Annotated in this window: 18 protein-coding genes; 4 read left to right on the top strand and 14 right to left on the bottom strand. The window is 30.7% G+C overall.

Features of this window, described 5'->3' with window-relative positions; all coding sequences use genetic code 11:
* Positions 1-173: 173 nt before the first annotated feature.
* The 3 genes from CDLVIII_RS09800 to hydF form a co-directional block, all read right to left on the bottom strand.
* Entirely contained in the window at positions 174-1286 is a 1113-nt protein-coding gene (locus tag CDLVIII_RS09800) for an aldo/keto reductase (RefSeq protein WP_009169294.1), read from the bottom strand.
* Between the two features lie 531 nt (positions 1287-1817).
* Positions 1818-6161 carry a DNA polymerase III subunit alpha gene (gene polC / locus CDLVIII_RS09795; protein WP_009169293.1) on the bottom strand — a complete coding sequence of 1448 codons (4344 nt, stop codon included), beginning with the start codon at positions 6159-6161 and terminating at the stop codon, positions 1818-1820.
* Between the two features lie 382 nt (positions 6162-6543).
* Positions 6544-7782: a [FeFe] hydrogenase H-cluster maturation GTPase HydF gene (hydF, locus tag CDLVIII_RS09790; protein ID WP_009169292.1), complete on the bottom strand. Its 1239-nt coding sequence runs from the start codon at positions 7780-7782 to the stop codon at positions 6544-6546.
* A gap of 328 nt (positions 7783-8110) precedes the next feature.
* Between hydF and CDLVIII_RS09785 the strand changes: the two genes are divergently transcribed.
* On the top strand, positions 8111-8347 hold the full coding sequence (locus CDLVIII_RS09785; protein WP_009169291.1) for a DUF2164 domain-containing protein: 237 nt from the start codon (positions 8111-8113) through the stop codon (positions 8345-8347).
* Positions 8348-8537: 190 nt separating this feature from the next.
* Positions 8538-9935, top strand: a complete 1398-nt coding sequence (locus CDLVIII_RS09780) for an aspartate ammonia-lyase (protein WP_009169290.1) — start codon at positions 8538-8540, stop codon at positions 9933-9935.
* Between the two features lie 316 nt (positions 9936-10251).
* Here CDLVIII_RS09780 and CDLVIII_RS09775 read toward each other — a convergent pair whose 3' ends face one another.
* The 5 genes from CDLVIII_RS09775 to CDLVIII_RS09755 form a co-directional block, all read right to left on the bottom strand.
* Positions 10252-10953 carry an MBL fold metallo-hydrolase gene (locus CDLVIII_RS09775; RefSeq protein WP_009169289.1) on the bottom strand — a complete coding sequence of 234 codons (702 nt, stop codon included), beginning with the start codon at positions 10951-10953 and terminating at the stop codon, positions 10252-10254.
* A gap of 151 nt (positions 10954-11104) precedes the next feature.
* Positions 11105-12298 (bottom strand): cadherin-like beta sandwich domain-containing protein, encoded by a 1194-nt coding sequence (locus tag CDLVIII_RS09770; RefSeq protein ID WP_009169288.1) that lies wholly within the window; start codon positions 12296-12298, stop codon positions 11105-11107.
* A 44-nt stretch (positions 12299-12342) separates the two neighbouring features.
* Positions 12343-13650, bottom strand: coding sequence for a TolC family protein (locus CDLVIII_RS09765; RefSeq protein WP_009169287.1), 1308 nt, complete (start codon positions 13648-13650; stop codon positions 12343-12345).
* 344 nt (positions 13651-13994) lie between these two features.
* A complete protein-coding gene (locus tag CDLVIII_RS09760; RefSeq protein ID WP_009169286.1) occupies positions 13995-17087 on the bottom strand; it encodes an efflux RND transporter permease subunit in 3093 nt (1030 codons plus the stop codon).
* 12 nt (positions 17088-17099) lie between these two features.
* On the bottom strand, positions 17100-18398 hold the full coding sequence (locus CDLVIII_RS09755) for an efflux RND transporter periplasmic adaptor subunit (RefSeq protein ID WP_009169285.1): 1299 nt from the start codon (positions 18396-18398) through the stop codon (positions 17100-17102).
* A gap of 532 nt (positions 18399-18930) precedes the next feature.
* On the opposite strand from CDLVIII_RS09755, the gene CDLVIII_RS09750 reads away from it, so the two are divergent.
* Both CDLVIII_RS09750 and CDLVIII_RS09745 read left to right on the top strand, forming a co-directional pair.
* Positions 18931-19608: a response regulator transcription factor gene (locus CDLVIII_RS09750; protein ID WP_009169284.1), complete on the top strand. Its 678-nt coding sequence runs from the start codon at positions 18931-18933 to the stop codon at positions 19606-19608.
* Positions 19601-20632, top strand: a complete 1032-nt coding sequence (locus CDLVIII_RS09745) for a HAMP domain-containing sensor histidine kinase (protein WP_009169283.1) — start codon at positions 19601-19603, stop codon at positions 20630-20632. The genes CDLVIII_RS09750 and CDLVIII_RS09745 overlap by 8 nt, the downstream gene beginning before the upstream one ends.
* Before the next feature lie 82 nt (positions 20633-20714).
* Here the strand turns inward: CDLVIII_RS09745 and trxA are convergent, their stop codons facing one another.
* From trxA to CDLVIII_RS09715, 6 genes are all read right to left on the bottom strand, one after another.
* A complete protein-coding gene (trxA, locus tag CDLVIII_RS09740) occupies positions 20715-21032 on the bottom strand; it encodes a thioredoxin (protein ID WP_009169282.1) in 318 nt (105 codons plus the stop codon).
* Positions 21033-21342: 310 nt separating this feature from the next.
* Positions 21343-21702, bottom strand: coding sequence for a C-GCAxxG-C-C family (seleno)protein (locus tag CDLVIII_RS09735; RefSeq protein ID WP_009169281.1), 360 nt, complete (start codon positions 21700-21702; stop codon positions 21343-21345).
* Positions 21703-21777: 75 nt separating this feature from the next.
* Entirely contained in the window at positions 21778-22098 is a 321-nt protein-coding gene (locus CDLVIII_RS09730; protein ID WP_009169280.1) for a rhodanese-like domain-containing protein, read from the bottom strand.
* Between the two features lie 58 nt (positions 22099-22156).
* A complete protein-coding gene (locus CDLVIII_RS09725) occupies positions 22157-22843 on the bottom strand; it encodes a Crp/Fnr family transcriptional regulator (RefSeq protein ID WP_009169279.1) in 687 nt (228 codons plus the stop codon).
* Between the two features lie 209 nt (positions 22844-23052).
* Entirely contained in the window at positions 23053-23412 is a 360-nt protein-coding gene (locus tag CDLVIII_RS09720; RefSeq protein WP_009169278.1) for a sulfite exporter TauE/SafE family protein, read from the bottom strand.
* A gap of 67 nt (positions 23413-23479) precedes the next feature.
* Positions 23480-24673: an ROK family protein gene (locus tag CDLVIII_RS09715; protein WP_242835869.1), complete on the bottom strand. Its 1194-nt coding sequence runs from the start codon at positions 24671-24673 to the stop codon at positions 23480-23482.
* Positions 24674-24729 lie beyond the last annotated feature (56 nt).

The raw sequence follows: 24729 nt of genomic DNA, 5'->3' as shown, positions 1-24729 counted from the left end.
TTTTATTAGCATTTTTTATTACTATTGCATATTAAATTGCCCAAAGAAAACTTACAATAATCATTGTCAAATGGGATTATGTTTAAGTTTTTCTCTTTTTAGTTTTATCAGAAACATAATCCCATTATTTTATTAATTTTTAATACTTATACATCTGTAAAATGCATAAAATATTATGCTTCAAATCCCTCAGCTACATCCTTTAAAGATTTTGTAATCTCAATATGTTGTGGGCAATGTCTTTCACATTGCTTACATCCTATACAATCAGAAGCTTTTCCATGCTCTAGAGTTAAATTATTATAGTAAACTTGCGAAATTCCAGGACCAAATTGTTTTTTATTATTATATAGAGAGAAGTATTTTGGTATTGGAATATTCTTTGGACATCCATCTACACAATACTGACATGCAGTACATGGAACTGCAATGCTACTATTAATAATATCTGTAGCCTTTTTTATAATCTCTTTTTCTTCATCATTTAAAGGCACGAAGTCTTTCATGTAATCCGTATTATCAAGAAGTTGCTCCATATTTGACATTCCACTTAGTACCATCATTATTCCTTCATGACTTGCTACAAATCTTATTGCCCATGATGGTACAGACATGTCTTTATGATATTCCTTGAATAACTTTTCTGCTTCCTCTGGCACCTTTGCAAGAGTTCCTCCTTTAATTGGTTCCATAACAACAACTTGTTTATTATGCTTTCTTGCGACTTCATAACATTTTCTAGATTGTATACTTTCATTATCCCAATCGATATAGTTGATTTGTAATTGAACAAAATCTACTTCTGGATGTGCAGTTAATATTTCATCTAGTAAATTTGCGTTATCATGAAAGGAGAAGCCCATATTTTTCACTTTTCCTTCTTCTTTCTTCTTTTGAACAAATGCAAAACTATCAAATTTTTGAGCTGTTTTATAATTTGCCAAACCTAAGTTATGAAGAAGATAATAATCAAAATAATCAACTCCGCACTTTTCTAACTGCTCGTCAAAAATTCTTTCTTGATCTCCTTCTTTTTTCAAAAACATAGTTGGAAGCTTTGATGCTACGGTGAAGCTGTCTCTTTTATGACGTTTTACTAAAGCTTCTCTTAAAGCTATCTCACTTTTAAATGCATGATACATATAAGCTGTATCAAAATAAGTAAAGCCTCTTTCTAAAAAGGTATCTACCATTTTATTTAGTGTTTCAAAATCAATGCTTTCTTGATTTTCTTGATCTTTTAATGGTAAACGCATGAAGCCAAATCCCAATTTCTTCTTTTCCATCTTTGTGTTCCTCCTTGATTTTTGCATTTTTTAAATAATTTCATGAATGCAGACAAATATCTTCGATATTTCTTTTATATTATTTTCTATACTCTAAAAATAATTATTCTTCATTCACTTATTTACTTATGCTAATTCTGTAAATTTTTACTCATAAGAAGTTTTATAAGGCACATGAAAATAAATAAGAATGCAATTTTAAATGCTTAACTTCTTCTTTAATTGTTGTACTTTACTTCCTTAAGATTCAGTCTAACACTTAGAGTTTACTCAAAGTCAAGTACTTTGAGTAAAACTATTTGTAAAATGAAAAGGTAACTTCTTGATTGCAATACTAAATTCTTGATTAATGACTTTAGTCTTGCACTATTTGTTAAATTTATACGAAGCGTATCCCTCTATATAAGAATTATTAAATAGCAAAGCTTATATCTCTAATTAACCAATAGCGATATAAGCTTTGTTTTATATTATGCCCTATATAATTTTAAAAATCTTGACGAAGCAGAAATCACAATTTCCTATTAGCAATTATACCGCATCAAAAAAACACATTTGGTCACTTTCTGGCAGACCTTTTAAGCAGTCAAACTTCTTAAGAAGTTCTATTGCGGCATTTCCAATCTTAGAACGCTTTCTTACATCTTCTATAGAGTTAAATTCCTTTTCTATAGCAGCATTTGCTATACCTTCAGCTGCCACATTTCCCATACCAGCTATACTGTTAATTGGAGGTCTTATACCATCTTCCTCAACTTGAAATTTTGTAGCATGAGACTTATATAAATCAATTGGAAGGAATTTAAAGCCTCTTTCATACATTTCTAGAACTATCTCTAAGTCATCATACATATCCTTATCCTTAGGAGCTGCATCATTACCAAGAGCCTGAATTTCCTGCATTTTTGCCTTAACCTTTTCTTTTCCAAATATCATGAACTCTGCATCGAAAGCTTTTGCTCTAATACTAAAGTATGTTGCATAATACGCCTGTGGTATATGCACCTTAAACCAGGCTATTCTAAAGGCCATCATTACATAAGCTGCTGCATGGGCTTTAGGGAACATGTATTTTATCTTCTTACAAGAATCTATATACCATTCAGGCACCTCATTTTCCCTCATTAGCGCTTCATATTCGCCCCATTTAGGTTCCTTTAATGCTTTTCCTTTACGTACTGTCTCCATTATCTTAAAGGCCGTGTTTGGCGGTAATCCTTTTTTAATAAGATAAACCATAATATCATCTCTTGTACACACCGCATCACTTATGCTGGTAATCACGCCACTATCAATTAAATCCTTAGCATTTCCAAGCCAAACATCAGTACCATGTGAAAGTCCTGATATACATAGTAAGTCTGCAAAAGTTCTTGGTTTTGTATCTACAAGCATTCCTCTAACAAACTTAGTACCAAACTCAGGAATTCCAAAGGTTCCTACCTCTGAATTTATCTGCTGTGGAGTCACTGAAAGAGCCTCTGTAGAGAAGAATAACGACATAGTTTCCTTATCATCCATAGGTATTTCATGTGGATTAACTCCAGTTATATCTTGAAGCATCCTTATAACTGTCGGATCATCATGCCCCAATATATCAAGCTTTAAAAGATTCTGGTCAATGGAGTGATAATCAAAATGCGTTGTTATAATATCTGAATTAGGATCATCAGCTGGATGCTGCACAGGGCAAAATTCAAATATTTCACGTCCCTTTGGTACAACTATAATTCCTCCTGGATGCTGACCTGTAGTTCTCTTTATACCAGTACAGCCTACTGAAATTCTCATTGTTTCAGCTTTATTTATAGGAAGGTTCTTTTCCTCATAATATTTTTTCACATAACCAAAAGCCGTTTTTTCTGCTATAGTACCTATTGTACCAGCCTTAAAGGTTGTGCCTTTACCGAAAATAACTTCTGTGTATCTGTGAGCTTTTGCCTGATATTCTCCTGAGAAGTTTAAATCTATATCTGGCTCTTTATCTCCATTAAAGCCTAAGAAAGTTTCAAATGGTATATCTATACCATCCTTATGTAGATTTTCTCCACATACAGGGCATACTTTATCAGGTAAGTCAAAACCATTTAAAACACCATAATCATTAAAATCAGAATGCTTACACTTAGGGCATCTATAATGTGGCGGAAGTGCATTTACCTCTGTTATACCTGTCATATTAGCTACAAAAGATGAACCAACTGACCCTCTGGAACCAACTAAGTATCCATCTTCATTTGATTTCCACACCAGTTTCTGAGCTATTATATACATTACGGAAAATCCATTTTTTATAATAGAATCAAGTTCTTTATCTAGCCTTGCTTGAACTATCTCTGGAAGAGGATCTCCATATAATTCATGAGCCTTTTCATAGGCTATATCTTTAATAGTCTGTTCACACCCTTCTATGTGCGGCGGACATTTTTCTGGAGATATCGGACTTATCTGCTCACACATATCTGCTACCTTATTAGTGTTTGTGACTACAACTTCATATGCCTTTTCTGCTCCCAAGTAATCAAATTCTTTAAGCATCTCCTCAGTAGTTCGTAAATATAATGGAGCTTGATCATCAGCATCCTTAAAGCCTTGACCTGCTTCTAGTATACGTCTATATATTTCATCTTCAGGATCCATAAAATGAACGTCTCCTGTTCCTACTACAGGTTTATTTAATTTTTCTGCAAGTCTTATAATCTTTTTATTAATCTCTTTTAGATATTCTTTGTTTGGTACCTGCTCCTGTCTTACTAAATAATCATTATTCCCTAGGGGCTGAATTTCTAAATAATCATAGAACTTTGCAATATTCTCTATTTCCTCTTCAGATTTTCCTAATAATATTGACTGATATAACTCACCTTCACTGCAGGCACTTCCAATTATTAAACCTTCAGAATACTTTTTAAACATGCTCTTTAATATACGTGGCTTTTTATAGAAATAATCTAAATGAGAATATGATACCAGTTTATATAAATTCTTTAAACCAACATAATCCTTTGCTAATATTATTGCATGGTAAGTTTTAACCTTTTTATAAGCTGCCTTCTTAGATTCTTCATCAGAAGCATATTCTTCTATATCTTCAAGTGTTTCTGCTCCTCTTTCCTTTAGCTTTTCAAGCATTATGTTAAATACCTTGACAGTGGTATCAACATCATCTAAGGCTCTATGAGCAACTTCCACCTTTATACCAAGATTTTTTGCAATTCTACCTAGTTTATAAGATTTAAACTCTGGAAAAATATCTTGGGCTAAAGACAAGGTATCTAAATAGGTAAAATCAAAATCGTGACCTAATACTCTAGCATTATGTTTTAAAAAGTTAATATCAAATTCAGCATTATGGGCAACTAAGACACATCCTTCAATAAATTCAAGCATTTTAGGAAATACCTCACCTATAGTTTCTGCATCTCTTACCATTTCATCAGTTATGTTAGTAATTTCTACAACTCTCATTGGAATTGATTTTTCAGGATTTACAAAAGTGCTGAATTTATCTATTACTTTTCCATCCTTAATTTTCATTATTCCTATTTCAGTAATTTTCTCTGTCTTTGGCGAAAAACCTGTAGTTTCTAAGTCCAGAACACAATAGGTTGTATCTATACTCTGTCCTTTTATATTTGTCACAGATGGTTTTTTATCAGGAGCTAGATAAGCTTCTACTCCATATATTATCTTCATATCTGGATTATCTCTTCCAAGGAGCTTATGTGCTTCTGGAAAGGACTGCACAACTCCATGATCAGTTATAGCAATAGATTTCATTCCCCAGCTCATGGCTCTCTTAATTAAATCAGTAGCACTAGTCATAGCATCCATCTGGCTCATCTGCGTATGCATGTGAAGTTCCACCCTCTTCACCTCTGCATTATCCATTCTTTTAGCCTTCTTAATTCCATCTGTTTCAATTACAGTATTAGCAATAAGTTCAACTTCATGAGAGAAATTACTATACCCTGCATTTCCTGCAAGTCTAAGCCCCTTTGCCTTTTTTATTCTAGAAAATACTTCATCATATTCACCTGGTTTACAGAATATCTTACAAGTCATTGAGTTTGACCCATCATATAAATCAAATGAAATTAACATCTTTCCGCTTCTTAATTCCTTTGCCTCAATGTTAGATATTTCACCCTCTAGGGCTATCCTTCCCTCATTTGGCGTAATATCATTAATTTTTATTATAGGCTCCTTAATATTAGCATTTCTCCCCATAATCAAGAATGGATTCTTCTTACTATCTCCCTCAACCTTTATTTCTGTCTTATTTTCAGGCACTTTAGGAGCTGCTTCAGCAGCTGGAGCATTTGTACCTTGAGTAGTTTTAATTTCTTTTAGCACCTTAATTTCATTTGCACGTTTGTCTTCTTGCATTTTTGCTATCTCTTCACTGCTTACTTTATCAATAAAGTTTATATTATATTGCATGCCATACAAACTTTTTATAGTCTTATTAATTTTTTTATCATACTCCATTGCTTTTAAGAATCCTGATACTGGAATTTTGAAATTAAAGTTTATTGTATTTCCTGCTATTTCATATTCACTATTATTTGCTGCTGCCTTTAAAGCAGGATATTTTTTAGACATAGAAAACACAATATTTTTGAGTTCTTCTTCTATTGGCCTTATGCTGACTCCATCACTATATTTTATAGTAATTCTAGAATCATTTAATTCAAACTTTTCTTTTATAAAATTATTAAAGCTCTCAATTTCTTCTATATCAATATAATCATCTGAACTGATTTCCATCTCTAAAATTTTAGTTTTCTTTCTCAAAACTACATTTTCTATAACGGCAGTATTTATCTTCCCACCAGATTCGTAATCACTAAAAGCTTCATTTACTTTTTTCATACCACTCATTATCCTTCTTTAAAAAATTTTTAGTATACTTATTATATTTGTCTTATATAACACCTATACTATTTTTTAAATCTCAACGAATTTATCTTTTGTAAAAAAATATCTTTTATTCTTTAAAATAATACATCTTTAAATATATCTTCAAAATAGTCCCTACAAATCTATATTTTTATAATCCGCTTATTAATCTAAGCACTTAAAATGCTCACAAATACGTGTTGTGCATCGCATCTATGAGCAAAAATCAAACAGTCAAATAAGGCACATTCTCAACGAAAATTTCACCTTTAAATTTATGAAAATATTTAAAAATCTATTTTACAATCGAACTTACTAATTATATCATCTTTTATAACAAATAGCATGATTAATTTTAAATAAAATCACCGTCATATATTTCTTTTGCTAATGGGAATGGTTCAAGTGCTCTTTCTAAAATTCCTTGTACATATCCAATAAGTACCCCATAATTTACAATAGGTATTTCATGTTTAACTGCGTTATCAATCCTTGAAAGCATTGCTGCTCTATTTAACATACATCCACCACAATGAATGATTAACTTATATTTTTTTATATCGTCAGTAAAAGAAGATCCTGAAGAGTATTCAAAATTTATTTGCTTACCAGTCATTTGACGTACCCATCTTGGAATTTTTACTGTTCCAATATCATCACATTGTTTATGATGAGTGCAGCCTTCTGAAATTAATACACTATCCCCATCTTCTAAGGATTCTATTGCTTTTGCACCTTTTACAAGCTCAATGAGGTTACCTTTATATCTTGCCTGCAATATTGAAAATGATGTAAGCTTTATATCCTTAGGTGTATCTGCTGATGCCTTTAAAAATACTTGTGAATCAGTTATAACAAGCTTAGGCTTTTTCTTTAAATTTTCAAGTGTTTCTCTTAATTCATGTTCTTTAGTTACAACAGCTATTGCATCACTTTCTATTACATCCCTTATAGTTTGCTGTTGTGGAAGAATAAGTCTTCCTTTAGGTGCTGCCTTATCAATAGGTGTAACAAGAACTACTATATCTCCAGGACTTATAAGATCTCCAACTAGCTTAAACTTATCCTCATCATCTGGTATTATATCTATGATTTTTTGCTTAAGTTCATCTATTCCGTCTTTACTTAATGCAGATGTAGAAATAATAGGTATGCCGATTTCTTTCTGTATCTCATCTATTTCTTCTTTTGTTCTGCTCTTTTGGTCTGCCTTATTAAAAATACATATTACTGGTATTTTCTTTTCTTTTAGCTGGCTTATTATAGCTTCGTCCTTATCTATTATTCCTCTAGTACTATCTACCACTACTAGAGCTACATCTGTCTTAGCTAAAACTTCAAGAGTTTTCTTTTTTCTTGATTCTCCTAATTCACTTTCATCATCAAGACCTGCTGTATCAATTATCATGCAAGGTCCTATAGGAAGAATTTCTATAGCTTTATAAACTGGATCAGTAGTTGTCCCCCTTACATCAGAAACAATAGAAATTTCCTGATTTGTAAGTGCATTTATGATACTTGATTTACCTGCATTTGTCATTCCAAACAAAGCAATATGTACTCTTTCTCCAGAAGGTGTTGTATTTAAACTCATATTATTACTCCTCTAAATATCGAATTTACAAGGTATTATAAGCCCCATGTCATGGCATTTTACAAGTACATTGTACCCAAAAAATATGGGTATCACTTTAATATTTTTATTTGGTTTCTTCTATTATAATATAAAATATTAATACATATTGCAAAGGTAATTCTTCATCTAATTTTTCATTTTCTTCGTCTGATGAAAAATAATCATGACATTTTGGACTCGTTATTTTCTTTCATATACCTAATTAAATTAGGCTCTACATAATTCTAGTATATGAGTTATAATAAATACAAATGAATTTTATTAAAATTTAATATGGAGGTTTTGAATGAAAAACAAGGATAAAATTACTTTAACTAAGGAACAACGAGCCGATATGATTTCTTCAATAAAAGAATATTTTTACAATGAAAGCGGAGAAGAATTAGGTGATTTAGCATCAGGTAATATATTAGATTTTTTTATAGATAAATTATCATTGGAATTTTACAATCAAGGGGTTTACGATTCTTATAAATATATGAATAGAAGTATAGATGATCTGCTATCAATCCAGAAGTATTAGAAATTTCGTCAATGAATGACGAAATTTTTTAAAAATTTTTAAAACTAATATTTTAGTAAAATGTGTTATTTAAATTAGAACTTATATATTGCAATGCATAATTTACACTTAACAATTTTAAGGAAAGTCGAGGACTTTTTTTCCTTAACTTTAAATTGTGAAATGTAAACTGATTAAAGGGGTGTTAATTTTGAATTATAGAATAGAACAAGACTTATTAGGTGAAAAAGAAATAGAAGATTCTGCCTACAGCGGAATAAATACAGCAAGAGCTTTAGAAAACTTCGATTTAAATAGTAAAACTGTAAATTTAAAGTTAATAAAAGAAATAGCTCTTATAAAAAAAGCTGCTGCCATGACACATAAAAAATTAAAACTACTTTCTCCTGAAAAAGCTGATGCAATAATAAATGCCAGCGAAGAAATCATAGAAGGAAAATTTGATGATGAGTTTAAAATCAGTGCCTTTCAAGGTGGAGCTGGTACTTCTACCAATATGAATGTGAATGAAGTTATTGCTAACAGAGCTATAGAGCTATTAGATGGAACTAAAGGAGATTATAATTTAGTACATCCTTTAAACCACGTTAATATGTCCCAATCAACTAATGATGTTTATCCTTCCGCTCTCAGAATTGCCGCAATTAGATTAATAAGAAAGTTAAGCAATTCTTTATCAAATTTGCAGGAAGCTCTTCAAATAAAGGAAAATGAATTTTCAGATATAATAAAACTTGGGAGAACTCAATTAATGGATGCACTGCCAATGACAGCAGGTCAAAGTTTTGGAGCATATTCTAAAGCAATAGAGAGAGACAGATGGAGAATATATAAAGTAGAAGAAAGATTAAGACAAATTAACCTTGGAGGTACTGCAATAGGAACGGGCCTCAATGCTACAAATAAATATGTATTTTTGCTTACAGATATTATTCAAGACCTTACTGGCCTTGGTATTGCAAGATCTGATTATCCAATGGACATTACACAGAACTGCGATATATTTGTAGAAACTTCTGGGCTTCTAAAATCCTGTAGTGTAAATCTCCTTAAAATTTCAAACGACTTAAGATTGCTGGGCTCTGGGCCTCGTGGTGGAATAGGAGAAATTATTCTACCAAAAATGCAGGCTGGTTCAACAATTATGCCTGGGAAAGTAAATCCAGTTATTCCCGAAATGGTAGCACAAGTCAGCATGAGAGTAATTTCTAATGATAGTGCTATAACTATGGCGAGCTCTATGGGGCAATTAGAACTAAATGCCTTTACTCCGCTTATAGCTGAATGTTTACTAGAATCTCTTGAACTTCTTGATAGAAGTGTAATAATTTTTAAAGAAAAATGTATAGATGAACTTAAAATAGATGAGGATAGATGTTTAGAAAATCTTGAGAATTCTTTGGTTTCTGCGACTGCTTTAGTTCCTTATTTAGGCTATGATAAATCTAGCTTAATATCCAAAAAGGCTTTAAATACTGGAAAAACCATAAGAGAAATTCTTTTGGAAGAAGGTATTTTACCTGTTGAAACTATAGACAAAATATTATCTCCTGCGGAATTAATAAGAACTCATATATCTGGAAAATAAACTATAGATATCTAACTTTAAATTTAAACTTATGTCATAACTAACCGAAAGGACAGGTACTCTGTTATTTCTGATGTGGTATATACTTCAATGTATAAATCTAATTATTATTTTATATTTATATGTAAAACCAATATTAATTTAACTTATGCCAGTAAATTTATTTAATATTTACTAAACTTAAACGTATCTCATACAGAGAAATCTGATACATATTAATTATAAGCTTGTTTTATATGTAGTATAATTTTATATACTTATTGATTTTTTGTATATACCTACATCAGAAATTACATAAGTCTAGATTCAAGGTTGTTCATCTAGGGAAAGAAACTATTTTATGACGATATGCTTCTGAACACTCCATATTCTTTAATCGTTCAATTACGGATTTATCGCCCCAAAAATGCATTGGATATACTTCATCTGTATCAGTGTTCTTCATAAAATAATCAAGCCCCAAATGGAATTTATCCTCTAGTCTAGGATCTAAAACCACAAAGGCAGCATCAAAATGTCTATTCTTTATTTTTGCTATCTCTTTTTCATACTGCCCTATATTATCTTTATGACTCTCTTCATCCTTATGATTCCAATACCATAAGTGAAGATCTCCAGCATGATAAATACTTTTTCCATCTGCGGTAACAATAAATGCAACGCCTTCATCTGTTGACTTTAAAGTTTCTATTTTTAAATCTGACATTTCAAGAATTTCATTACTGCCAATAAACTCAATTTTTTCATATGTGTTAATATCAACACCATTAGTATTAAAAAATGTACGTCCAAATTTACGCTTAATATCTCTTGATAATATATACTTAACATTAGGATATATTTTTAGTAACTGAAAAATTGACATGTTAAAATGATCTTGATGATTATGACTTGAAAATACATAAATTGTTTTTTTCTCATCAAAAACCGGAATCTGTCCTTTAAAATAATCAAATATCAAAATCACATTATCCAGCTCCACTGAAAAACAACTATGTTCAATATATGTAATCTTCACTTACATCATCCTCTCTATTAATTTATATTTTATAAATTATATCACAAAATAATAATTTAGCATTAAAATGATTTCCTGATTAATTATTTTGCTCACTTTGAAAAAGAGTATCTAAATTGGATATCCAATTTAGATACTCTTCACTAACATTTTAAGATTGAGTAAGTTTTCCTGTTGAATCTAAATAATACCATGTACCATTAGTATCTTGGAACCATCCAGTCCTCATAACACCACTTTTGTTTAAGTAATACCAGCTTCCATCTAAGTATAACCAGCCAGTTTTCATCTCTCCGTCTGAAGCAAAATAGTACCAATTATTATCAACATAAAGCCATCCAGTTACTGCATATCCATCCTTATCTAAATAATACTTCTTTCCAGTATTTGCATCAAACCACCATTGACTTTTTAATGCATCTCCAGTTCCATCTAGATACTGCCATTTACCATTAACTTGCTGCCACGAATTGTATTTACCTACACTGCCTCCGTTTACTGTTGCATTTGTATTGGTTTGAGTTACATTTGATGATTTTCCTCTATATACATTAAGTGTATAGGTTTCATTATCCTCATCGCCTTCAACATCTATTGTTATTGTATTATTACCTTCATTTAAGCTGATTGTTTTTTCAAAATTGTCATTTTCCTCCACAGATTCACCATTGATTTCAACTACATCATCATCATTTTTAGGAGTTGCTCTAACTAAAATTTCTTCAACTTTATCATCAACATTTACATTATAAGAATATTGATCTTCAGAAAAATCTATAGTCCCATCACTTAAGTAAATATCCTTTAAGTTTGCATACTCTTTATCCAGCTCTTCATCTGAAGGAATTACACCAGCCTTCTTTACATGAATTATATAAGTATGCTCACAATTAGTTACATCTCCATCATCATAAGCATCTTTATAATCATCTTCGCTTTTATAGGTTCTTAAGTACACATCTTCCGTATTTGAATCTATATTTATATATCCTCCAACATCTTCTCCCTTTTCTGTTTTATCATCTGACGTAAATTGTTTAACTACATATCCGCTGCCTTTAACATCTGCTGATATTTGAAAACCATCAGCCCCTGTGAGTTCTAGATAATAATCTTTTTCTGATGATAATGTTATCTCATCACCATAGTAGCTATCAAGTAATTTAATCTCACTTCCAGTACTTCTTGTTATAATTAATGAACTCAATTCTCCATCAGTGGCACTTCTATATGTCGATGCATATGCCTTAATACTTCCAAACATAAAATCATTGCTTGTCCCTATACATGAAACTGTTCCAATTACAAGAGTCAGCGCAATAATATTTCTAATACTCTTATGCATTCTCTTCCTCCTAATATATATACTAATAATATCTGCCTTAGCTACTATTTAGAGCTTGATAATACTATCCAAGGCTTTTGAAGATACTCTTCATTTTGATTATAAGCAATTATTGCGTTTCTTAAATCAATTTCTGCCTGCTCAGTGCTTACAACTTGTGCATTGTAATCTGATTCAGTAATCATTCCTAAGTCATACTTAAGCTTATAGTTGCTAAGCTGCTCATTATTTATTTCAATTTCTTTCTTGCAATAGTTAATACTATCCTCATAAGTTTGAAGATTTGTATAATATGATCTTAATTGTTCCTTGAAAGCTTTCTTCTCTTCACTTATTGCAACTTCATTTGAGTAATTATTTAATTTAGTATTTAAGTATGCTAATCTTGCCGCTAAAATATTTGTATATTGGCTTTGTGCACCATTATAAGCAGCAAGTTTCTCCTCATATTTTTGATATGCATTAACATCTGTATTAGAGTCAGATGGCTTTGAAGGCTTAGTTGCCTCTTCAGCGTCACTTTTTGCTTGATCTAAGTCATCTGTAGTTATATTATTATCTTTTTCATAATCTTTATCATAATAATCTTTACTAGTCTGAAGTAATTCTTCACTATACTTTAAATATGAATCAATAATATTGTCTAAATAGTCATCTAAAGATCCATCAATTTTAAATGGTTCAAAGTTAATATCTTTTTCTAACGTATATTGGCTAGCATCTTTTCCAGTTAATAATTGAAAAGCATATTGAGCATCTTTTAATTTATTTTGGTTTGTAGTTAAATCATTCTGCTCTTTTTGAATTGAAAGTTCAGTTGTTTTTATATCTATTGATGTTTTAATTCCTAAGCTTTGCTTTAAGTTTGCATCTTGAAGATTTTTATTGTCGACCGCTAATTTTTTTGTTGCCATATCTATCTGCATCTGGCTTGTAACAAGACTATTATACTGGTCAGTAACTTTTTGTGTTAAAGAATCTTCATCAAAATCTCTTTGCTGCTTTAACTTATTTAAAGTTTCATCAGCAGTATCATTATCATAATCTTCCTGATCATCACTGACATCATTAAAATCATCTTTGTCTTCATTAATGCCATTAATTTTATCTTGATACGATATTTTTTGTTCATCAAGTGCTAATGTATCGCTGATACTAATTGCTGCCTTTATAGCATCATCTAAAGTAAGAACATTTGACTTTGCAGTAGTTGTACTTGCTGCATTTGAAGCCGTAGTTGTAGTAGTAGATGGATTTGTTGTAGAATCTGCTGCAAATACTGGTATAATGCTTCCACTCATAACACTTACACCTATTGCAAATGCGATTATTTTATTTATATTTTTTCTCATGTTTAATCTCCTCTTTATTAATTTTTTAATATAAATTTACTTGACTAGTCGATATTTTCAATTTACTTTGTATTTTCTAATTAGACTTTGTATTCACATAAATACTATTTCTTTAGTATTTACGTAATTATATTCTACCTTGTTAATAATTAAATTTCAATAAATCAGTAATTGGAAAATTAATAAACAATATACAATTTCGGAAAATCAATTAATAATTTATAATACTCAATTAAGGAAGATATTCTTTCGGAATATCTTTAATAATATTTTTAAGAAAAGCCCGTAGGCTTTTCTTCCTTCATTCATTGATAATTGTACATCATCAATTATCATTTATGAGCTTACAAATTTAAATCTGTTGACTCTATTTCAGCTTTTGATGACTTTCTGCGAAATACTTTTCTAAATCTTCTTTTTAAACCATCAAGTAATGTGTACATAATTGGTACTACAAACAATGTTAATATTGTTGACGTAATTAATCCACCAATTATTGCTTCTGCCATCGGCTTACGCATTTCAGTACCTGATCCTGTAGCTAATACTGTAGGAATCATACCAAATATCATAGCTAAAGTAGTCATGATTATTGGTCGTAATCTTACAAGTCCTGCTTCTACTAGTGCTTCATTTCTCGGCATTCCTTCTTTAATTCTTTCCTTGGCTGCATCAACAAGCAAAATACCATTCTTAGCAACAAGTCCCATAAGCATTACTATACCTATTAAAGCCACCATACTTAATTGACTTCCTCCAATAAATAATCCTATTATTGCTCCAATCATTGCAAGTGGTAAAGCAAACATTATAGCTATTGGATCAACAAAACTCTCAAACTGTGCTGCCATAACTAAGTACAATAAAAGAATTGATAAAACTGAATTTTGTACCATACTAGTCATACTTTTCTGCATTGTTCCATTTGTTCCTCCGACGGATAATGAAACTCCTGCCGGCAATTCACTCTTTATCTTAGCTAAATATTGGTTTTGGAAAGTACCTGTAGCTGAACCTTTGACGTTACAAGAAAGTTCAACCTGTGCCTGTTTATTATATCTATGCAATGTTGAAGATGTTGTTCCTACAACTTTCTTAGTCACTTGGGTTATAGGGATCAGCTTACCGTTTGACCCTGAAACATAGATTCCATCAAGATCATTAAGATTTTTGCGCTGACCATCCTGAAGCATTACTTTAACATCATATCTATCTGTTCCACCATCATATTTAGTTACAGTAGAACCATTAAATAATGTACTTAATGTATTTGCAACATCTGAAGCATTAACTCCTAAATCCGCTGCCTTATTATGGTCTACGGTCATCTTTACTTCTGGTGTACCTGAGCTAGTATTAATACCAACATCGCTTGCTTGCGGATCTTTAGCCATCTCTGCTTTCATTTTTTCTGCAAAAGCTTGAACTTTTGTTCTATCATCTCCAACAAGATCGTAAGTTACATCTTTTGAACCTCTTCCGCCGCCTCCTCCCATGGATGCAGCTGATACTGTAATTTCCATTCCAGGTAAATTTGACATATCGCTTCTAAGCTTCTCTGATATATCTCTCGCACTATCCTTACGCTGTTTCTTATCTACCAATGTAATATTAACTGTTGCACTGCTATTATTAACTGTTGAATAAATATACTGTACTTCAGGATTCTTCTTAATGATCTCCTCAAGTTGTTTTGTTTTTTGTGAGGCATTATCTAAAGTAATTCCTGTATCAAAGTTTGCACTAACACTTATCCGTCCTTCGTCAGTTGTAGGCATCATTGCAAAGCCTAATGATGAAACAAGAAAAATGCTTCCAACAAACATTGCTCCACAAGCAAGCAATACTATCAATCTTTTATGAAGAAGAACAGCTAAGAGGTGTGAGTATTTCTCCGCCAAAGCATCAAATTTATCATTAAACGCTCTGAAAAATCTTCCAATAAATGTTTTGCTTTCTTTTTTTCCTGACTGTAGCATTTTAGATGACATCATAGGTACAAGGGTAAAGGATACAAATAATGAAACTGCCATACTAAAAACAATTGTAAGTGCAAATTCAATAAAGAATTTACCAAGTATTCCTTCTATCATTGCCATAGGGAAGAAAACTGCTATAACTGCTGAAGTTGTTGCTATTACGGCAAATCCAATTTCCGAGGTAGCATCTTTAGCTGCTTGTATTGGAGACTTACCCATATGCAGATGCCGTACAATATTTTCTATAACAACTATAGCATCATCAATTAAAAGTCCTACCGCTAGTGACATCGCCATTAAAGACATAGTGTTTAATGAGAAGTTCATCTCCTTCATACAAATAAAGGTGGTTATGATTGAAATTGGAAGGGATGATGCACTTATAAGAGTACTTTCCCATTCATTTAAGAATAAAAATACAATAATAACTGCTAATATACATCCCTCTTTAATAGTGTCCATAACGTCATTTACTGTATCTTGTATAGAAGTTGAGTTATCACTAACAACATCTACATGCATTCCATTAGGTAATGAAGCTTGAATCTGAGCTAATGCTGCTTTAACATCTTTTGCAACCTGAACAGTATTGGCACCAGACTGCTTAACTATATCAATACCAATTGATGGATTTCCTTGATAATAAGCCTGACTTTTTCTCTCCTCAATTCCATCTTCAACTGTTGCAATATCTTTTACTCTAATTTCTGTACCATTTTTATTAGATATTAAAATATTCTTAAAATCTTCTATTTTTTGTATTTTACTGGTTGTCGTAATAGATATTTGATTATCTCCATCAGTAACCTTTCCAGTAGATTGATCTATATTATCATTTTTAATAGCATTTACTACACTACTTGATGTAAGGCCATATTGCATAAGCTTGTTATTATCAAGTTTTATATGAATTTCTCTTGTATCCTCACCAGATACGTTTATCGCCCCAACACCGGAAACTGCATATAATTTTGTCTTTAATGTATTATCTACAAAATCTCCCATTTCTTGATTATCGTCTAAACCATAAGCAGCTATAGATATTATTGATTGTGCTGACATATCAAACTTAGAAATAATAGGATCATCAGCATCTGTTGGTAATTGTCCTCGAATACCTGAAACTTTATCTCTAACCTCCTGCGCTGCAACTTCACCATCTTTACTTAAATCAAATTCTATAACGGTTTGTGAGACACCTGAATTTACAGTCGAAGTTATATTCTGAACACCGGAAATTTGCTGTACTGCATCCTCTACTTTTTTTGTTATTTTACTTTCAATTTCTTCTGGTGTAGCTCCGCCTTCTGTAACTGCAACTGAAACATAAGGTAAATCAGCGTCTGGCATATCATTAAGTGGTAATTTTTCATAAGACATATAACCTAAAATAGTGAGGGCAATCATTATAACTGTTATAAATACAGGTCTTTTAATACTAATATTTGCAATATTCATTTGTCATCCCTCCTATTTAGAAGCTGTGTCTTCGGCACCGCCATCTTGTTTAGCAGATGTATCATCTGTTGTATCACTATCTTGTTTAACCACTGCATCTACTTCATTTCCATCTTGCAGTGTGCTTGTATTTGAAGTGATTATTTGATCACCGTCGTTTATACCAGATGTTATCTCTACACTATTATCATCAGTTTCTCCAATAGTTACCTTTGTTTTCTTAGCTATTCCATTATCATTTATAAATATTGAATAATCTCCTTCATTTCCAACCAATGCATTTACTGGTATAGTAATTACATCAGTAGTTTGTTCACTAACTAGAGTTACTTTTCCATAAATACCTGGTAATAAAGATTTATCACTATTATCTATTTTAACTTTGACATTGAAAACTCTTGAAGTTGCATCTGCTGCACCGTCCATAGTCTGTATGGTTCCATTATAGGTTTGATCACTTCCATCAACTGTAACTGTAGCTTCTTGTCCTATTTTCACACTACTTATTTTTTCTTGTGGTACCTGAATTGTTGCATATACAGATGATATGTCATTAACAGTTGCAAGGGCTGTACCTGTTGCTGCCATTTGTCCAACATTCATATTCTTTCCACTTATTACACCACTTATTGGTGCCTTAATTGCTGTATTAGCTAAATCACTTTGATACTTTTCTAGCGTTACCTGCTGTGCTTGTATATTGGCTTTTGCTGTTTCAATGTTTGCCTGGGCTGTCTGAATACTTGCATTTCCAGAATCATAATCAGCCTTATAAGAATTTAAAGTTTTTTCTGCTGTTTCAAGATCTGTCTGTGATATGGCTTTGTTATCAAAAAGAGTTTTTTGTCTGTCATAATTACGCTGAGCATCATCCACATTAATTTTTAATTTTTCTAGAGCTACTTGTGCTGAATTTAATGACTGTTCTGATGCCTGTTCCTGTTTTTCATATACAGCTATTGAAGCTTGCGCGGTTTTTATATTATTTTGTATATCCTGGTCATCTAAAGTTGCTATAGTATCACCTGCATTTACATATTGTCCATTGTCAACTGATACTGAAACAATTTTTGCTGAAAGTTTACTTGTTACTGTTCCTTGCTGATAAGCTTCTAACGTAGCTTTATATGTATCTCCTGCATTTTTTTCTGTTGTCTTAGCAGTTTGAACTTCTACTGAAGTTTTACTTACTGTAACTTGAGTCGTCTTGCCTTTTGAACTTGCTGATAGCTTGGTTCTAGCCACCACTACCCCACCTACTACAACTGCAATTATTACAGCATATATAACTATTTTTTTTACATTTTTCATTTCTATCCTCCCATTTTCTTAATAACAAATACTTCTTACTCATTAATTCTAAAAACAACATTCCATTTTAAGAATTAGATTTTCACTCTATAAAATACCTGGATAACTCCACACCTTCCATTTATATTTAATATTACTCAAAATAATCATAATAACTGATTATAGCATAGAATTATTAACTCAAGTTAAACTTTTCTATTTTACTTAAAATTTTTCAATCCATTTCTAATTCATAGTATAAAACAAATAAAATATGCCGTATTACAATAATATTTTTTAAACTCAAACATTTAAGATTGAATTTTAACTTATTATTAATAATTTTGTAATAAAACTTCAAATGTAAATCTAGAATATCCATTTGAAATTAAAGTATATATTTAAAATATTAACTCAATATTAACTAAATATTAATTTTCCCAAAAAATTTACTTAAATATTGATGCTCAACATACTTAATTTACAATACTTTAAAATGCATATAAAACATAGTATAATTAGTGTAATTATTCTGCATGGGGGGGAAATACAGATGTTTCACATTCTAATTGTAGAAGATGATAAAGAACTATGTGAATTATTTTCTACTGTATTACTTAAAAATGGATATAAAACAACCTGCTCAAAAGATGGTATTGAAGCTCTTGAAGTTTTAGATAAAGAATACATTGATTTAATTATTTCCGATATAATGATGCCTAATATGAATGGCTTTGAATTAGTTAAATCTATTCGAGATGCTCAATTTAATCTTCCTGTATTAATTATCACAGCAAAGGAAAGCTTTCAAGATAAACAACGAGGTTTTTCACTTGGAATAGATGATTATATGGTGAAACCTATAGATGTTAATGAAATGGTATTAAGAGTTGGTGCACTACTTAGGAGGGCTCAAATTATAAATGAGAGAAAACAATATATTGGCGAAACTATGCTTGAATTTGATTCCCTATCCGTATACCAACATGGAGAAGTAACAGTGCTTCCCCAAAAAGAATTCTACATATTATATAAACTAATTTGTTATCCAAACCACATATTTACAAGGCAACAGCTTATGGATGAAATTTGGGGAATTAATTCGGAAACAGATATTCGTACAGTAGATGTGCATATTAACCGCTTAAGAGAGCGTTTTAAGGATAATATAGATTTTGAAATTTCAACTGTAAGGGGACTTGGGTATAAAGTGGTGAAGAAACATGAATAATAATCATAGCTTTAAATTAGGTTTGGTTTTTTCTCTTATAACTTTTCTTATTATATTAGCTACAGGTGCAATTGTTGCGATTATTACAGCTATATACTTCCATCTAAATGCATTTTCAACTCATTCTATATTAATACCTATTATTAATTTATACATGGTTAGTGTATTTGTCGGAACAACTATTTCAGCTATAGTAGGAAAAAGAATATTATCACCTCTTGTAAAATTTAGCGAAGCATTAATGGAGGTAGGAAAAGGCAATTTTAATATTAAATTAAATGAAAATAAGCATAATCCAGATGAGCTTAAAACTATGTATCGTAATTTCAATATTATGGTTAATGAATTAAATAATATAGAAACTTTCCGTAGTGACTTTATTGCTAATGTTTCTCATGAATTTAAAACACCTCTTGCTTCTATAGATGGTTATGCTATGCTGCTACAGGATAAAACTTTAACAGAAGAAGAAAAAAATCAATACATTAACAAAATTCTTAGCAATACAAAAAGACTATCAAATTTAGTCTCTATTATTCTTCAGATATCAAGACTTGAGAATCAGGGAATCATTGCTCAAAAAAACAAATTTAAATTAGATGAGCAACTCAGACAAACCTTATTGCTTTTTGAATCAAAATGGACCAGCAAAAATATTGACCTAAATGTAGATTTAGATCCAATCACTTTTTATGGAAACGAAGAATTAATAATGCAGATATGGGCTAATATATTTAGTAACGCAATAAAATTCACTCCTGACAATGGAACTATAAAATGTACTTTAAAACAGTCTTCTAATTGGATTACTGCTGTAATTTCTGATACTGGTATCGGAATGTCAAAAGATGTACAAAATCATATCTTTGACAAGTTCTATCAAGGAGATAAATCCCACTCCTCTGAAGGCAATGGTTTAGGCTTAGCATTAGTAAAAAAAATTATTGATTTATGTGATGGTAAAATAGAAGTGCAAAGTGAATGTGGAAAAGGTTCTACTTTTATTGTAAAATTACCATGTTAATTAAGTGTTCATATTTTAGTGCAGTTAAAACAAAAATGTAGTCATGCTTAGTGACTACATTTTTGTAAATTTAGCTTAAATCTTACAAATGTGCTCTTACTTTATTTGTTATATTTTCTTTAGGCATAAATCCAGCTAAATTTTCCACTGGGTGTCCATCTTTAAATATAATCATCATTGGCACTGCTGCTACTCCATACTTCCGAGCTATACTGCTGCTTTCTTCAACATTCATTTTAAAGAACCTAGCTTTATCCCCAATTTCATTGCTAACTCTTTCGAATACTGGAGATAACATTTTGCAAGGTCCACACCAGGTTGCAAAAAAGTCAACGACAACTACTCCCTTAGTATTTTCAACATTTTCAACAAACTCTCTACTATTTATTACCCTTGCCATATTTATTCCTCCCTTTATTTACTGGAAGATTCATCTATACTATTATAATAATTAAATATTATTACATTGCCTGCGATTTAATCACCCAGCATTAACTTTTATCTTCTATTTCCTATTTACCCATTAATTTTTAGAGGCTTCATAATATTATATTCAAATTTATTTAATAAGTCCCTTGAATTAAAATATTCATATCCTCTACTAACTTCTACAAAAAAACAGATAATCTAATCTTACTTAGGCTATCTGTTAATAATTTCTGCAAATATGTTTTTATACAATTTTAAAATAAATACGCTCTGGACTCATGCTATTTAGTATATTCCTTTAAAACTTCATAAGTATATTGTATTATTTCATCGCAAGTTATACCCTTTTTCTTAAGTTCAATACACTCTATGGTTCCGTATTTTTCTTTAACTTTATTTATTATATCTTTTGTTACAATTCTTGAATTATTCTTTTCTTCATTTGAGTTTCTTCCTTTTAATGCTCCTACTGCAATAAGTGTTCCAGTAATTGCTCCACAGGTCCCCCCTACAGCCATACCTCCTCCAAAAGGACTTGCAATTGAAACCGGAATATCTGAATTGTTATCCTCATTAAACGCCTTTATTATAGATTCTGCACAGTTATATCCTTCTTTATGAAATTCTAATACTTTTTCCATATGCCTACTCCTCATATAACTTAAAATTTTGTTATGTTTTTCTTCATAATTCTTTAATCTTTACTAAACTAATTTTTATCTTCTTCTTGTTCCAACATATGAACCCATTCCACCAGAAACATTAATAACCTTAAAACCTTGGCTTCCAAGGCTATTACAAGCTCTTGCACTTCTCCCACCTGATTGGCACATTATGTAATACTCTTTGTTTTTATTTAAATATTTTTCTGGCTCGTTTAAAAGTTCTCCCATTGGTATATTCTTCGAACTTTGTATGCTTCCACCTTCATACTCATACTTTTCTCTTATATCAATCAATTCAATCTTTCCAATTAAATTGTCCACATCATTTACATTAATAACTCGTCCTTCATTTCTATTCAAAAAATCAAACATCTTAAATTCCTCCTAAAGTTTTATCTTAATTATTATTTTTTATTATGATAATACTTAATCAACTTTTCAATATCTCACTCAAGTCTTTAAGTATTATTATTTTTCCTCTTTCCAACCTTATATATCCTAATTTTTCTATACTTTTAAGCTTTCTGCTTACAACTTCACGAACAGAATCTATTTCAAAAGCTAATTCACTATGAGTTACATAAATTATATTACTTCTTCTATTTATTAGAAACCTTATAAGTCGCGTTTCTAATGATTCGTGAATAATCTCTTCTTTATTCCCTATTACTGTATTGAACTTGTTATACAAGTCTTTATACATATATAATAAAAACTCATTATCTTGAATTAGATATTTTCTAACTACCTCAAAGGGAATTAAACATACTTTTGAATCTACTATCGCTTTACCTGTTATATTCAAAGATTCTAAATTTGATAAACAACTTAAGGCTTCATGGCAAAACTCTCCTTGTTTTATATTATAAAGGTTAGTTTCTTCCCCTTCCTCGTTAGTCTTTTGTATTTTTATTATTCCTTCTATTACAAATAGAACTCCATGACAATTTTCTTCTGAACCTGCCACATACTCATTGGAATATACATTTTTTAAAACTGCCTGATTACTTATTATGTTATGATTATTTTTATCAATTTTTTTTAGTATTGGATAAACCTCATATAAAGATTCCAAATCCCTTAAACTATCATCTAACACTTTGCTCAAATTATTCATCATCCCCCTCTTAGTTTTATTATATATTAATCTTTTACAGATATATGTGACTTAGTCACATATATCTTATATCTATCAGATCAATTAACTTTATAGCCTTCTATACTCAATATATATTATAAAAACGAGCTATCCTTAAATAAAAAATAACAGATAAATATAAATATAATATATTCATCTGATATTTCTTTGTTTCTTATATATTTCTGTTACTTTGAAAAAATCATTTTTAATGACATCAAAATCATTAATACACCAAAAGATTTTTTCAATACAGATATAGGAATAATATGAGCTATTTTAGCTCCAAACATTGATCCAAAAACTAAAAAAATGCATATTAAAATTCCTGCCTTTACATCAACCTGGCCTTGCTTGTAATACTGAATAAATGCTGCGATTCCAACTGGTGGCAACATAATTGCAAGTGATGTTCCCTGAGCCTTTAGCTGACTAAAACCACATAAGTATACTAGTGCAGGTACAATTACTATTCCGCCTCCAACTCCAAACATTCCGCTTAATATTCCAGCAAGTATTCCAACTGCTATAAATGCTATTATATTCATTGGCTATATACACTCCCTTCTATTTCGCTCTTATAATATCTTAAAAGAAGATATGCTATCTATATGATCACTCATCTTCCTTATCTTCTATTATTTTTTGTATTATCATAGCACATGCTCCCACTGCTATAGATTTATCTTTATAATATCCATTATTACTAAATATAATTTTATTATTTTTAATATGACACTTTTCTAGAGCGGTCTTCTTAGCTATATCATAAAACAACTCTGAATGTTGTATTAAAGGTCCACTTAATATTATCAGTTCTGGATTAAATAATTTTATGTAATTTGCAAGGCCTATTCCTAAATATACTGCCGAATTTCTAATAACTTCAACTGCATCTTCATTTTTCTTTTCAGCAAGGCTACAAATATCCTTATAATTTATTTTATTTACTTCTTTACTTTCATTTAGAAGCAACTTATCCTTTACTTTATTAATAAACTTTTTTGTTATATTTGATATTGATACATAACTTTCTATACAACCATAATTACCACAGGAACATAATTCTCCATCTGCTTCAACAATCATATGTCCAAAGGCATCTTCTAAGTTATTGATCGTACGAATTAATACGCCTGATGATATTATTCCTGTTCTTATTCCAACACCACAATTTACATATGCGAGATTCTTTTTGCCTCTTCCAATTCCAAAATTATATTCTCCAATAACAGCTGCATTTGCGCCATTATCTATACATATTGGTACTTCTAATTCCCTGCTTAAAACGTCATATAAAGGTTTAATCTCAAAACCTCCCACTATCCCTATTCCAATTCCTATAATTGATGATTTTTCTACCTGTAATTCTGCGTATAAACTTTTTATAGTATTCGGTATAATATTCCCTACAGTTTCAATTTTATACGCCTGATTTAACAGTTTCTCTTTTACTACCTTTAATTTTAAGTTTGCTATTACTATTCTGGTATATGTTCGAGAAATATCAATACCGATAATATAGAATCCCTTAGGATTCACATCATATAAACTCGGCTTTCTTCCACCAGTTGATTTTCCAATATCACTTTCAATAATTATTTTTTCATCAATTAATATTTGAAGATCTCTATTTAGTGTTGTTAATTTTATTTTAGTCATGTCAATTAATTCACTTTTAGTTATAGGTCCATTCTTCTGTATGACATCAAATATATATCGGCCTCTATCCTCTAATGATTTGAAAACACCATATATCTCCAAAACTCCACTTCCTTCCATGAGATTAAGAATATCATCTTTATACAATATTAGAAACAATATTTTCTATGTTTTTAATGAGCTCTCATCCATTCAGCTAAAAC

This window comes from Clostridium sp. DL-VIII (genome assembly GCF_000230835.1).
Classification (GTDB): Bacteria; Bacillota; Clostridia; order Clostridiales; family Clostridiaceae; genus Clostridium.
Note: the sequence above shows the minus strand (reverse complement) of the source record. Positions and strands in the feature narration are given on the sequence as shown.

Excerpts from the sequence above, each read along its gene's own strand:
- CDLVIII_RS09735 (WP_009169281.1), bottom strand. The coding sequence starts at position 21,702 with ATGGAAAAAGTATTAGAATTTCATAAAGAAGGATATAACTGTGCAGAA.
- CDLVIII_RS09800 (WP_009169294.1), bottom strand. The coding sequence starts at position 1,286 with ATGGAAAAGAAGAAATTGGGATTTGGCTTCATGCGTTTACCATTAAAA.
- CDLVIII_RS09745 (WP_009169283.1), top strand. The coding sequence starts at position 19,601 with ATGAATAATAATCATAGCTTTAAATTAGGTTTGGTTTTTTCTCTTATA.
- CDLVIII_RS09755 (WP_009169285.1), bottom strand. The coding sequence starts at position 18,398 with ATGAAAAATGTAAAAAAAATAGTTATATATGCTGTAATAATTGCAGTT.
- CDLVIII_RS09770 (WP_009169288.1), bottom strand. The coding sequence starts at position 12,298 with ATGCATAAGAGTATTAGAAATATTATTGCGCTGACTCTTGTAATTGGA.
- CDLVIII_RS09785 (WP_009169291.1), top strand. The coding sequence starts at position 8,111 with ATGAAAAACAAGGATAAAATTACTTTAACTAAGGAACAACGAGCCGAT.
- CDLVIII_RS09765 (WP_009169287.1), bottom strand. The coding sequence starts at position 13,650 with ATGAGAAAAAATATAAATAAAATAATCGCATTTGCAATAGGTGTAAGT.
- hydF (WP_009169292.1), bottom strand. The coding sequence starts at position 7,782 with ATGAGTTTAAATACAACACCTTCTGGAGAAAGAGTACATATTGCTTTG.
- CDLVIII_RS09750 (WP_009169284.1), top strand. The coding sequence starts at position 18,931 with ATGTTTCACATTCTAATTGTAGAAGATGATAAAGAACTATGTGAATTA.
- CDLVIII_RS09760 (WP_009169286.1), bottom strand. The coding sequence starts at position 17,087 with ATGAATATTGCAAATATTAGTATTAAAAGACCTGTATTTATAACAGTT.
- CDLVIII_RS09725 (WP_009169279.1), bottom strand. The coding sequence starts at position 22,843 with ATGAATAATTTGAGCAAAGTGTTAGATGATAGTTTAAGGGATTTGGAA.
- trxA (WP_009169282.1), bottom strand. The coding sequence starts at position 21,032 with ATGGCAAGGGTAATAAATAGTAGAGAGTTTGTTGAAAATGTTGAAAAT.
- polC (WP_009169293.1), bottom strand. The coding sequence starts at position 6,161 with ATGAAAAAAGTAAATGAAGCTTTTAGTGATTACGAATCTGGTGGGAAG.
- CDLVIII_RS09730 (WP_009169280.1), bottom strand. The coding sequence starts at position 22,098 with ATGTTTGATTTTTTGAATAGAAATGAAGGACGAGTTATTAATGTAAAT.
- CDLVIII_RS09720 (WP_009169278.1), bottom strand. The coding sequence starts at position 23,412 with ATGAATATAATAGCATTTATAGCAGTTGGAATACTTGCTGGAATATTA.